The following is a 12,529-nucleotide window of genomic DNA, read 5'->3' on the forward strand; positions in this document are numbered from 1 at the left end:
TGCTAATTATTTACATGGGACTTATGTGATTTTGCGATTTTTTCCGAAATTGTAATTATTCCATTTGCTGAAATAAAACAAAACCATGACAAAGCATGGTTTTTATATCTTAATGCTGCTTCGAAAGGGATATGTAATAAAATTGTACCTAAAATTATAAAAGAACCTGTAATAATTATTGAATTTGGAAAACTACAGTTTTTAATTTCCCAAATTAATCCTAAAAGAGCAGTAAATAGAATGATGTAATAATATATATCAAAGAAAAGTTTAATTGTTTTATTGTTCTTGGTAAAAATTAGCTTTTCAGCTGTATTTTGTAATAGCGCACCCGAAACATAATCATATGCTTCATGGTCTGCATGCCACATTGTTATTATTTTATCAAAAATAAAACTTATTATTTTTTTCTCTTTTATAAGAGTTTGAAGTCGTTTAAGACCAAGGTTAAAAAATGCTTTTTGAGCTTGATCAGGGCCAATTTCTTTTATAAGTTTTCCGAATAGTTTTGAATCGTTTTTATTCCACTGCCCATGAGAAGATATGTTCATACCAACATACAAATTCCAACCTATTCGGGTTGAGGCAATCTTTTGGTTAATTATTGATTCAGTCATAATGTTTAGAGAAAAAGATGCAAGAAGATAATTTGCCAATATTATAGAAACGGTAATAAATTTCGAAAAATGTATATTATTTGTATCCTTTTTAAGGAAATTATTGTTAGTTTCTTTGGAAAATACGATATAAAATAATGTCAGTGCAATTAAAATGATAATTCCATTTGGTCTGATACTACTTAACCAGGCCAGCAAAATACCAATAAGAGCCAGATTGAAATATTTAATTTTTACACTTCTGGAAGTTCTTAGATTTCTAAAAAACAAAAGTATCGTAAACAATGCTACAATATTAAATAGGTTTTCTGTGCATATTAATAAAGAATAAAATATTCTTGATGGCATTAAAGACCACATTAGAGCAGCTATAAATCCCAATCGTTTTTTCCCAGCTTCTTTTCCAATAAGAAAAACCAAAATAACTGACATTGCAGACAATAGTATACCTGTTAATTGAGCTACTAAAATTGATGGACCAAAAATATAAAAAATAAATGATAAAAAAATAGGAAACATGATTGTGTGAGGAAATGTTGCTATGTAATTTGGAATAAATATTTTACCATAAACTAAGTGTCTTGCTATGAGATAATATGTTAAGAAATCAGATTTAGGTTCGACTTTAATTGAAAAAGCTAATACTAAAGGGAGAGTTATCGAAATAGCAAAAAGGAAAAAAATAATGTGTTTTTCATTGAACTTTTCGATAATAATTTTCTTTAGGTTTAGAAATATGAGAAATATGCTGATAGTAATAACAAATAAAAATAAAATTGCACGCGACAAAATTTTTGGGATTCTAGTCGGTAAAACATAATCTAGATAACCAACAATAAAAACTTTTTCAAACACAAAAACCACAAAAATTGTGATTATTGAATACAAAAAACATAAAAAAACCTTCTAAAATTAAAATTAACCATGGTTTGCTTATTATTTTTCATTATTTATAACGTCTCCCTTCACCGTATGTTAAATAAATTTGTTTGAGTTCCACGCTTTAAATATTTTAGCACAATCTTGTTAAGATTTCAACGATTTAGACTTGCAGGAGGCCACAAAATATAGCCTCCTGCAAAAGGAATATACTTTTTTAATCAAATGAAATATCATAGTTTCCATAATTACCACCAGGTAGGACAAAATCAAAGGTTGCGGAATTGTTTGTTCCTAAAGAGATATACCAGCATTGTCCGTAACTAATAGTAGATCCAACTGTCCAAGAACTTCCATTTAATCTGTAAAGGATAGTGGCATATTGTCGATCTTTATTACTCCAATCTGGTGTAATTTTTATTCTTTTTCCATTTGCATTATTTATATTAATTTTATATACTACACCAAAATTTCCTGCGTTTACATCCAATCCACCGGACTTATATGTTACAACACCTGTATATTCGTTAATATTTGATAATGGACGTGGCCATTCACAAAATCTATAAGTGGTTTTCACATTAGCATCAAGAGTTGTAATTTTTTGGGTGTACGAAAGTTCTCCTGTAAAAGTGTTTGTTGTACCAGGCGCATTTGGAGATGAAATGTTGAATAAATCATTTAAAAATGTTGTTGAATTTATTTTATTTTCTCCTGCTACGAATAATCTCATCCAAACATTTGAGCTTAAAGAAGATTGAAATTGAGCTCTTATAAATACAAATTTATAGTTACCAGTGACAAAATTTGTGTTTATTGCATATACAACTTGGGTTGAATATGCAGGTATTGTAACAGAAGTATATGAAGCATTAAAATAATCTCTCAATATACCTGGTGTTTTTTCAAATGCATTAGCTGATTGATTGCTTTGGATGTCCCATGCATTTCTACTACCTTTGAATGTAATTGTAACAGGTGAGTTATTGGAATTACGAATAGCAATTCCAACCATAAGTTTGTTGTTTGAGTTCCAACCATTGTATAAAATATGGTACATCTCCACATCTTTGGGCGTAGTGTTTAAAGAAGCACCCCATAGATAGAAAAGATCATTAGGGGTAACACCAAAACTTTCCGGGTTATCAGAATAAATAAAATTATTACCTCCGTTTGAAAATGAAACAGCAGTGTAACCAGAAGGTATAACAGCATACACCTTTACAGAAAATGTAATTATTGTAAGTAAACTTAGTAAGAAAATAAAGAATTTTTTTATAGGAAACACCTCCTAAATTAATAAGTTTGTATATTATTGTATTAAGATAAAGTAAAAACAATATGTTTTTGAGATAAATCACACAGTTATTTCCTCCTTTCTCAACTAACTAAAATTTCTAATTTAATTGTAAAAAAACAATATTTTGATTTAACAAAAATTTAATCAAGATATTGACTATTTGTAACAAATTTTTGCAAGTACATCTCAAAATATTAATTTATAGAAACGATAAATGTAAAAAAGGCAATATTCTTTAATTTATTTCTTGACACAAGGATGTTTTAAAATTACTATAATTTTAGGACAAAAATAGAATGATGAAATCAGATTTAAAATAGACTAACTCTATTTTTGTCAATGCTTGTGCTTTACTAAGCATTAATGGTTAAATAGAGATTTAGCAAATATAGTTTAGTTTTAATCAAAATATAAAAAGATTAAAAATGTAGGATGTGGTAAGATGAAGTTTAATTTCATAACTCAAATGTTCAATGGGCTAAATAAAAAACCAGTTGATATAATGATTTTTGACAAAAAAATATTATCAATTTCGCTTAATATTTGAAGCATAATATAATTATATTTTTATATTTATTTTTTATAGCCTTATTTCAGCGGACAATAATAATAACCAATTACCCAACTTATGTTTTTACTATATTAATGGGGCTTTTTATTCTCTTTATTGTAAAATCAAGAAAATATATTGCTTACATAATTGATAAACATAAAGATACTTTTGTATTTATGTTGTTTTGTGTAGGTTTAATTTTAAGGATTTTATATTACTTTATTGTAAAACCAATGCCTTGTTCTGACTTTTTGTTTTACCATCAATATGCCACAAATATTTCAAATGGAATTTTTAGCCCTCTTGATAAAACATGTTTGATTTTTCCTCATAGAGTTGGATTTTCGCTGTTATTAGGATTGGTGTATTTTTTAATAGGTGCATCATTTACAAAAGGTTCTCTTATAAATATTTTATTTTCTATGATAAATTTACTATTAATTTACATTCTTGCACTTAAAATGTATGATAAACATACAGCTAATGTGGTATCAATTTTGTATGCTTTATGGCCGGCACAAATAATGTATTCATCTGTTATTGCATCAGAGAATTTATTTATAACATTTTTCCTAACAGCAGTTTTATTTTTTATAGAAAGCATTGATAACACACCTTCTAAAAATATTATTTTTTCTTTACTTTGTGGAATTTTTATTGCATTGGCTCAAAGAATAAGACCTGTTGCTCAAATGTTGATATTAGTCTTATTTATATCAGGATTTGTTATAATTAAAATAAAGAAGAAAAATGGTTTTATTGAAAAAACATATCTTATAATTTTAGTATCCTTTATAATTACTATACTAATTATGAATGCTGTTATAAAGTTTCTTACAGGAGTACCATTGAGATGGTCAATAGGTTATAATTTTATGGTTGGTACTAACTTGAAATCACATGACGTGTACAATAATAAAGATGCTTTAATTTTAGGTAAATACAATTACGATTTCAAAAAAGTTCATAAGGAAAGCTTTAAAATTGCTATTGAAAGAATTAAATTACATCCTAAGGGATTTCTAAAACTTATAGAAGAAAAGATTGCAATTCTCTGGGGTGATGAGACTTGCTCGATTAATTGGAGTTTTACTCAGAGAGCAAATTTAAAATTGTCTCGGAATACTTTGATAAAAGAATTTTTAATTATATATGTGCAAGTGTTTTATTTAGTGCTACTTTTCTTTATTATATTTGGCTTATTATTTAGCTTGAAAAAAGATAGTATAATAATTTCTGTTTTGGTATTTTTAATACATTTTTTAAGTTACTTTTTGTTAGAAGTTCAGTCAAGGTATCATTATCCTGCAATTATTTTTTTACTACCCATTGCAGCATATGGAATGAAAGATTTCAAATTAGAATGTTTAAAAAATTTTTTAAAATGTATTCAAAGGAGTTGAAGGTTAATGCTTCCCAAGATATACTTTGTAATCCCATGCTACAACGAAGAAGAAATGCTGCCTTTCACAATTCAAAAGATGGGTGAAAAACTACAAAGCCTCATTGAAAAAGAGCTAATTTCTGATAAAAGCAAAGTTGTCTTTGTTGACGATGGAAGCCGTGATAGAACGTGGGATCTAATCAAAGCTGCTGCAGAGGATGAGAGATTTTTGGGGGTCAAACTTTCGCGAAACTGTGGGCATCAAAACGCCCTTATGGCAGGAATGAGCTATGCTGTAAAGTTTGCTGATTGTATAATTACATTGGATGCAGATTTGCAGGACGATATCAATGTCATTGATGAGTTTATACAAAAGTACAAGGAAGGCTATGAGATTGTGTATGGAGTGAGAAGCAGCAGAAAAACCGATACGTTTTTCAAAAGGTTTACTGCAGAGGGCTTTTATAAACTAATGAAGGCATTTGGAGTTGAGATTGTTTTTAATCATGCTGATTACAGGCTCATGAGTAAAAGAGCAGTCCAGTATCTTTTGCAGTTTGAAGAGAGAAACTTGTTCTTAAGAGGTATGATTCCATTAATTGGCTTAAAATCAACAGTTGTCTACTATGAAAGGTTAGAAAGAGTAGCAGGAAAGACAAAGTATCCGCTCAAGAAAATGCTCTCTTTTGCTTTTGAAGGGATTACATCTTTTTCGGTAAAGCCCATAAAGTATATCACAACAGCTGGTTTTTTGATGTTTTTGCTAAGTCTTGTAATTCTTATATATGCGATAGTACAGAAATTAAGAGGACAAGCTGTCACAGGCTGGACTTCGCTTACAATTTCAATTTGGTTTATAGGCGGGCTTCAGCTTGTTGCCTTAGGGCTCATTGGTGAGTATATTGGCAAAATTTATAAAGAGGTCAAAAGAAGACCTTTATACTTCGTTGAGGAGATAGCAGGGGATGAATAATTTTAGCTATTTTGTAGAAAAGATAAATTTGTACAAAAAGCAAATAGTCCAGCTTGTGAAATTTTCGATAGTTGGGGTTATAAATACGGCAGTTGACTTTGCAGTATTTTTTCTTTTTTATTCTGTCTTTCATATCAGTTACTCACTCAGTCAGGTTTTTGGATACACAAGCGGCATGATAAATAGCTTTATAATGAACAAAAAGTGGACATTCGAAGACAAAACTACCGGCAAAGTAATAATTACAAAACTGTTAAAATTTGTAATTACAAACCTTGTTTCGTTAGGATCTTCAATTGTTGTCTTAAAACTTTCAAAAACCTACCTATCAAATTCAATTTTAATCGCCAAAGTTCTTGCAACTCTTTGCGCTCAGATGATAAACTATTTATCGTATAAGTATTGGGTATTTAACAAATTTTGAAAGGATAGGTTATCGAGATGCAAAATAAAGTAGGAAGACTTTACACATTTTTTAGATACATTGTTGTAGTGCTTTTAGGATTAGCCATTGTTTTGTCATTTCAGTTTCGGATAGTTGCTCTTACACATAAGAAAATAAGTTTTGTTGTGATGGTTATTCTTCTTTTGTCAGCTTTTTTAATCTTTAATATTTGGCTTTTTATATTTCAAAAACTGGCAAACAAAAAACTCGCTATACTCTTGTTAATTCTTGTTATAGCAGCTCCAAGACTTATATGGATTTTTTTGATGCCAACAAAGCCAGTTTCGGACTATTTATGTTTTTATTCCTATGCCCAAAAAGCTTCTCAAGGCTTTTTAAAAGGGTATGACATGACTTTTACACTCTTTAGGTTCAGATTTGGATATTCATTATTTTTGGCACTTGTTTTCAAGATTTTTGGAAGCAGCATAATTGTAGGAAAACTTTTCAATGTGTTTCTTTCAGTAGTTTTAGGACTTATCATATATTTTACTGTTGACTATCTTTTTGGCAAAGAAGCAGCCACATATTCAGCAATTTTGTATGCCTTTTGGCCATCGCAGATAATGTATAATTCAGTTTTGGCGTCTGAACACCCATTTATTGTGTTTTTTGTGCTGGGGCTGTATTTTTTGTTAAGGGCAATAAAAGAGAAAAAAGCCATTTTTGGCATATTTGCAGGAGTCCTTGTGGCAATTTCAAATCATATAAGACCTGTTGCTGTTGTGATCATAATTGCGATGGTTTTCTTGTTTGCACTAAAAGCTCTTTGTAAAGATTTTAAAATCTTGAAAAGTGCTATCTTAAGTATAATTTCATACGTTATTACATTCTATACAGTAGGATATCTAATTTTTTGTCTCACAGGCATTCCTGTGTGGAAAACATCAATGGGGCTTAATCTCATGATTGGTACAGACTATACAACATATGGTATGAACAATCCTAAACATTCTTTGTTTGTTAAAAAATATGCTTATGATTTTCAAAAGATGCACGGTGAGGTTATGAAAATAGGGTTAGAGAGACTTAAAAAAGAAACAAAAAAATTTATTGCTATTCTTCCTCGCAAACATGCTATTATCTGGGGCGATGATAGCTTTGGGTATTTTTGGAGTACTTTTAAAGTTTACAAAACCACATATTTTGTTAATCTTGTAAAAATTCATCCAACCATTTTCTATATGTTCTCTCAGCTATACTACTAAGCAATTTTGATTTACATCATTTTAGGGATTCTCTCATCTAAAAAAAATGCCAACAAAGAAATTTTTCTTTTTTAAATCTTATATTCCTTAGCTATGTTGTATTACACATATTTTTAGAAGTTCAACCTCGTTATCACTACCCTGCAATTTTCACACTCTTTTTGTTAAGCGGCCAAGGAATAAAGTGGCTGAGAGAGAAATTGAAAAGATTTTAATACTGTTCATAAAACTCTCTTGGTCCAAGGTCAAATGCCTCTACGTTTTTTTCTAATACCAAAAACCTTCTTATATCAAAACACAGGCTGCACTTATGAAGGTAACCTTTTTTCGCTTCATATCCGAAGTTTTCTTGAGCAAACCTGATGAGCTCATGAATACCTTTTGTGTAGAGCATATTTACAAAGAAATACTTTTTGCAATCAAGATCTTTTCCCAAATCGTCAATGGAAATTTTGAATCCCACACATGGGTTTGGGATAAAATTTCCAAAAAGGTCCATATGAAAATGAGTCTTGCTATTTAATTCATGGCAGGGAGATGAGTTTTCGAGTATTTCCTCAATACTCTTTTTAGGAAAGAACTCTTCAAAAGTTTTTATTGCCCTTCCATTTAATGTAAGGTAATAGCGCAAAGGTAGCGATTTTACATAGTTTTCTCCAAAGGTAGCTATGTACTCTGAAAAGGGATGTGTTTTTTCGATATCAAATCTCTTAATCTCAGGCAAAAAACCTTCTATCCATGGGAAGATTTCAATCCCAACTTCTTTTAAAAGATTTATTAGCTTTAACACTTTTTTGAGTGGAATGTATTCGTTGTGAAATGGACTGATTGATACCAAAATAGTTTCTATTCCAAGGCTTTTTAGATCTTTAAGCTTTTGCTTTGCCTTTTTTTCATTTTCAACCCATGATGCGTTTGTCTCAATGTACTCTATGTACACTCCATTTTCATTTGCCTTCTCTACAACCTTTTTAAGACCTTCAAAATTCAAAAAAGGCTCTCCACCGCCTATGTGAACCGAGAAAACCCCAAAGTTTTTTAAGGTCTTGAATACTTTGTCTGCCATCTCCTCTGTCATATACTCTTTTTTCCAGGATGGAGAGCTGTTGTAAAGACAGTGTTTACAGGCAGAAGAACAGTAGTAGTTTGTGATGACACCACCCGAAAAAAGTCTTTCAATTTTAAGTTTTTCAACAAATTTTTCCAATTTTAATAGCCTCCTTTTAGTTTTTCAAAAGTTCTTGCCTATTTTTTGATAACTGTTATAATATTATTATGCATAATTTTAATCTGAAAAATCAAATGTGGCAGGGGGATAAAAAGTTTATGAGCTTGAGTAGTCTTTTATTTGAAATTGCGTATGCAACAGGCAATCAAAACTCTCAGCAGCAGGCACCAGCAGGAGCAACAGCACTTGCTCTGCTTGCACAGTTCATACCTCTGATATTGATGTTTGTTGTTCTCTATCTTCTCATAATTGTTCCACAGAGAAGAAGAGAAAAACAGTTCAGAGAAATGATTAATTCTTTGATTGTTGGGGACGAAATAGTAACAAATGCCGGAATTATAGGCAAAATTGTAAATATCAAAGATGATATTTTAACAATTGAAGTTGGGGCAGACAGGGTAAAGCTCAAGATTTACAAGTGGGCAGTCAAAGAGGTTTTGAAAAAGGCTGAACCAAAAGATTAAAAATAGAAATGGTTCTGAGGGCTTAAGGTCTTCAGAGCCATTTATTTTTAAATGTTATCAGCAACTTTAAGAAAAGGAGTGAATCTAGCCATCACAAAAACCGAGCTTTTAAGTCTTCTTGAAAAATATGGACTTTCTCCAAATAAAAAGCTTGGGCAGAACTTTTTGGTTGATGAAAATGTGGTAAGAAAAATCATTTTATTTTCCCAGACGGAAGGAAAAGAAGTTATTGAGATAGGTGCAGGCCCTGGAACACTTACAGTTTATTTGGCAAAAACCGCGCAGAAGGTAGTTGCAGTTGAAATTGACAAAAAGATATTGAATGTCTTAAAAGATGTTTGCCAGAACCTTCCAAATGTCCAAATAGTAAATAGTGACTTTCTTGAACTTAATGTTAAAAATTTAACAAATGGTAACAAGGTATATGTTGTTGGCAACCTGCCATATTATGTCACATCGCAGATACTATTCAAGCTTTTTGAAGAAAGAGAGTGTATAGAGAAGTTTACAATCATGGTTCAAAAAGAGGTTGCGCAAAGGCTTTTGGCAAAACCAGGAACAAAAGAGTATGGAAATCTCACAGTTGCAATGAACTTTTACTGTGAGATAGAGGATTACTTTTATGTTAGCAAAAATGTTTTTTATCCAAAACCAGAGGTTGACTCTGCGGTCTTGAGAGCAAGGTTCAAAGTTGAAGAGCCAAATGTTGATGAAAAGAAGTTTTTTAAAATAGTCCATGCATGTTTTTCAACCCGCCGAAAGACAATTCTAAATGCGCTTTCAAATCAACTTGATATTGCAAAAGATGAGCTAAAAAAGATTATCCTCATGGCTGGACTTGATGAAAATTTAAGAGCAGAGGATTTATCATTGGATGACTATATAAGACTTTACCAATGCTTTGAAGAGGAATTTTTTAAAAGTTAAAAGGTGCTCTTAATACCTGGTAATAAATGCAACTTGGTGCGCAGTTAAGTTTCATTTATTCTTAAAAATGCTATTTTATTTTTGACAATTTCGACATTAATGAGGTATAATATAATACAAATTGCAATTCTCATAAACAAAACTTGCAAGGTGGTGGAGAAAAGGTGGTAAAGGTGAACTTGCATCCCTCAGTGTATGAATGGATTGATGAGATGGCAAAAATCACAAAGCCAGACAAGATTGTCTGGATAGATGGTTCAGAGAAAGAAAAACAAAGGCTTATAAAAGAAGCTCTTGAGTCAGGAGAACTTATGGAGCTCAACCAAGAAAAGCTTCCTGGATGTTATCTTCACAGAACTCATCCGAGCGATGTTGCAAGGGTTGAAGACAGAACGTTTATCTGCACACCAACAAAAGAAGAGGCAGGTCCGACTAATAACTGGATGGACCCAAACGAAGCTTACAAGATGCTCTACTCACTTTTTGACGGGTCCATGAAGGGAAGAACAATGTATGTTGTGCCATATTTGATGGGACCTGTTGGCTCACCATATTCAAAAGTGGGCATTGAGCTTACAGACAGCATATATGTTGTTTTGAACCTCAGAATCATGGCAAGGATTGGTGACGTTGCGCTAAAGCATCTTGGAAATTCTCCGGACTTTGTAAAAGGGCTTCACTCAAAAGCAACACTTGACCCAGAGAAAAGATACATCTGCCACTTCCCACAGGATAACACTATCATGAGCGTAAACTCAGGTTATGGTGGAAATGTCATTCTATCAAAGAAGTGTTTTGCGCTCAGAATTGCAAGCTATCTGGGCAGGAAAGAAGGCTGGCTTGCAGAGCACATGCTCATTGTTGGAATTGAGGACCCGAGTGGCAAGGTAACATATATTGCAGGTGCGTTCCCAAGCGCATGTGGTAAGACAAACTTAGCTATGCTCATTCCTCCAGAGCCTCTTAAAAAGCTGGGCTACAAGGTGTGGACTGTGGGGGATGACATTGCATGGATGAGGATTGGCGAGGATGGAAGATTGTGGGCTATCAATCCTGAAGCAGGGTTTTTTGGAGTTGCACCTGGCACAAGTTATAAGACAAATCCAAATGCCATGGAGACCATAAAGAGAAATACCATATATACAAATGTTCTTTTAAAAGAAGATGGAACAGTTTGGTGGGAAGGCATGGACGGAGAGCCACCAGAGCGAGGTATTGACTGGCTTGGAAGACCATGGACAAAAGACAGTGGCGAAAAGGGTGCGCATCCGAACGCAAGATTTACAGCACCAGCCAGCCAGTGCCCATCAATTTCAAAGGAGTGGGAAAATCCAAAGGGCGTACCCATTTCGGCAATAATATTTGGCGGCAGACGTGCAAAGGTCGCTCCACTTGTGTATGAAGCATTTGACTGGCAGCATGGTGTATATGTTGGTGCTACAATGGCATCTGAAACAACTGCTGCTGCAATGGGCAAGGTTGGCGTTGTTCGTCGCGACCCGATGGCAATGCTTCCGTTCTGTGGCTATAACATGGCAGACTATTTTGCGCACTGGCTTGAGATGGGCAAGAAGATTCCAAACCCGCCCAAGATTTTCCATGTAAACTGGTTTAGACAAGACGAAAATGGCAAGTTTATCTGGCCGGGATTTGGCGAAAATTTGAGGGTTCTGAAATGGATAATTGAAAGGTGCGAAGGAAAAGTTTCGGCAAAAGAGACTCCAATTGGTTATGTGCCATATGTTGATGATCTTTACTTAGATGGTCTTGATATAGACAAACAGACGGTAGAAAAACTTCTTGAGATAGACAAAGAATTGTGGTTAAAAGAGGCTGAGGATTCAAGAGAGTTTTTGAGCCAGTTTGGAGACAGGCTCCCGAGAGAGCTCATTGAGGAGAATGAAAAACTAAAACAAAGACTCTCAAAATAGAAATAAATCACCTAACAGAAGGCCTCCTTCATATACTGATATAAAGGTTGTGAAGGAGGTCTTTTATTTTGATAGAAAATCTGCCGTTTACAAGATTTGTTGTAATCTTAAAGGGGATTGAACAGAAAGGAAAAATCCCGTTTGGATATGTCAAGATTCAGGCAATTGTAGACACAGTTAACTTTGAAATTGTTATCCAGGGATTGGAAGAGACAGAGGATAAAATGACTTTTTGGGGTGTTGTGAAAAAATCGGATGGATATTCTCCAGTGTTTTTGACTGCACTTTCAAAGCCACAAAAAGGGGATATTGTCCAGTTTCTTTCCACAAGTAGGTTTAATTTGTTCAAAAGCAGCTTAAAACTTTCAGACCTCTTCGGATTTGCTGTTGCAAAGGAGAAGAAAGGAGAACCAAATTTCATTTTGATAGGAAGCTTTGATGATAGTAGTTTATATGAAATGGAAAGAGATATTCTGAGAAGTTTTGAAAAGGGTGAAAGTAAGAAAAATGGAGATAAAAAAGATATGGATAATCACGATGAGAAAAAAGAGGTGGAAGTAGAGAAAGAAGAAAAAACTGAAAGTTCATTGTCAAAAGATGATGACAAAAGCTTAGATCAG

11 protein-coding genes (1 of these 11 only partly in view) are annotated in these 12,529 nt (G+C 32.7%); 8 read left to right on the forward strand and 3 right to left on the reverse strand.

Annotation, left to right across the window (positions count from 1 at the left end):
* Positions 1-2: 2 nt before the first annotated feature.
* Positions 3-1,472, reverse strand: coding sequence for a glycosyltransferase family 39 protein (locus ATHE_RS01865; RefSeq protein ID WP_231503237.1), 1,470 nt, complete (start codon positions 1,470-1,472; stop codon positions 3-5).
* 241 nt (positions 1,473-1,713) lie between these two features.
* Positions 1,714-2,715, reverse strand: coding sequence for a hypothetical protein (locus tag ATHE_RS01870; RefSeq protein ID WP_231503238.1), 1,002 nt, complete (start codon positions 2,713-2,715; stop codon positions 1,714-1,716).
* Positions 2,716-3,441: 726 nt separating this feature from the next.
* On the opposite strand from ATHE_RS01870, the gene ATHE_RS01875 reads away from it, so the two are divergent.
* The 4 genes from ATHE_RS01875 to ATHE_RS01890 are packed head-to-tail and all read left to right on the forward strand — an operon-like array spanning position 3,442 to position 7,359.
* Entirely contained in the window at positions 3,442-4,752 is a 1,311-nt protein-coding gene (locus ATHE_RS01875; protein ID WP_041727023.1) for a glycosyltransferase family 39 protein, read from the forward strand.
* Between the two features lie 6 nt (positions 4,753-4,758).
* The gene (locus tag ATHE_RS01880; protein WP_015906986.1) at positions 4,759-5,706 is read left to right on the forward strand and encodes a glycosyltransferase family 2 protein; all 948 of its coding nucleotides are present in this window, start codon (positions 4,759-4,761) and stop codon (positions 5,704-5,706) included.
* Complete coding sequence (locus ATHE_RS01885; protein ID WP_015906987.1) at positions 5,699-6,130, forward strand: GtrA family protein; 432 nt, start codon at positions 5,699-5,701, stop codon at positions 6,128-6,130. Before ATHE_RS01880 ends, ATHE_RS01885 begins: the two co-directional genes overlap by 8 nt.
* Positions 6,131-6,147: 17 nt before the next feature.
* Positions 6,148-7,359: a glycosyltransferase family 39 protein gene (locus tag ATHE_RS01890; RefSeq protein WP_015906988.1), complete on the forward strand. Its 1,212-nt coding sequence runs from the start codon at positions 6,148-6,150 to the stop codon at positions 7,357-7,359.
* Between the two features lie 211 nt (positions 7,360-7,570).
* Here ATHE_RS01890 and ATHE_RS01895 read toward each other — a convergent pair whose 3' ends face one another.
* Positions 7,571-8,566, reverse strand: a complete 996-nt coding sequence (locus ATHE_RS01895) for a radical SAM protein (protein ID WP_015906989.1) — start codon at positions 8,564-8,566, stop codon at positions 7,571-7,573.
* Positions 8,567-8,685: 119 nt separating this feature from the next.
* Here ATHE_RS01895 and yajC point away from each other — a divergent pair, with 119 nt between their 5' ends.
* The 4 genes from yajC to ATHE_RS01915 all read left to right on the forward strand — a co-directional run.
* Positions 8,686-9,051 (forward strand): preprotein translocase subunit YajC, encoded by a 366-nt coding sequence (gene yajC / locus ATHE_RS01900; protein ID WP_015906990.1) that lies wholly within the window; start codon positions 8,686-8,688, stop codon positions 9,049-9,051.
* A gap of 78 nt (positions 9,052-9,129) precedes the next feature.
* A complete protein-coding gene (gene rsmA, locus ATHE_RS01905) occupies positions 9,130-9,978 on the forward strand; it encodes a 16S rRNA (adenine(1518)-N(6)/adenine(1519)-N(6))-dimethyltransferase RsmA (RefSeq protein WP_041727318.1) in 849 nt (282 codons plus the stop codon).
* A gap of 164 nt (positions 9,979-10,142) precedes the next feature.
* On the forward strand, positions 10,143-11,909 hold the full coding sequence (locus ATHE_RS01910) for a phosphoenolpyruvate carboxykinase (GTP) (protein ID WP_015906992.1): 1,767 nt from the start codon (positions 10,143-10,145) through the stop codon (positions 11,907-11,909).
* A gap of 68 nt (positions 11,910-11,977) precedes the next feature.
* Positions 11,978-12,529, forward strand: partial view of a hypothetical protein gene (locus tag ATHE_RS01915; RefSeq protein ID WP_015906993.1) — the 5' portion only. It continues 612 nt past the right edge of the window; 552 of the gene's 1,164 nt are visible here — the first part of the coding sequence; it begins with the start codon at positions 11,978-11,980; the stop codon falls past the right edge of the window.

Source organism: Caldicellulosiruptor bescii DSM 6725, from assembly GCF_000022325.1.
Lineage (GTDB): Bacteria > Bacillota > Thermoanaerobacteria > Caldicellulosiruptorales > Caldicellulosiruptoraceae > Caldicellulosiruptor > Caldicellulosiruptor bescii.

Bases quoted from the DNA above. Each gene is read 5' to 3' on its own strand.
- ATHE_RS01875 (WP_041727023.1), top strand. From the start codon at position 3,442: ATGGGGCTTTTTATTCTCTTTATTGTAAAATCAAGAAAATATATTGCT.
- yajC (WP_015906990.1), top strand. From the start codon at position 8,686: ATGAGCTTGAGTAGTCTTTTATTTGAAATTGCGTATGCAACAGGCAAT.
- ATHE_RS01880 (WP_015906986.1), top strand. From the start codon at position 4,759: ATGCTTCCCAAGATATACTTTGTAATCCCATGCTACAACGAAGAAGAA.
- ATHE_RS01885 (WP_015906987.1), top strand. From the start codon at position 5,699: ATGAATAATTTTAGCTATTTTGTAGAAAAGATAAATTTGTACAAAAAG.
- ATHE_RS01890 (WP_015906988.1), top strand. From the start codon at position 6,148: ATGCAAAATAAAGTAGGAAGACTTTACACATTTTTTAGATACATTGTT.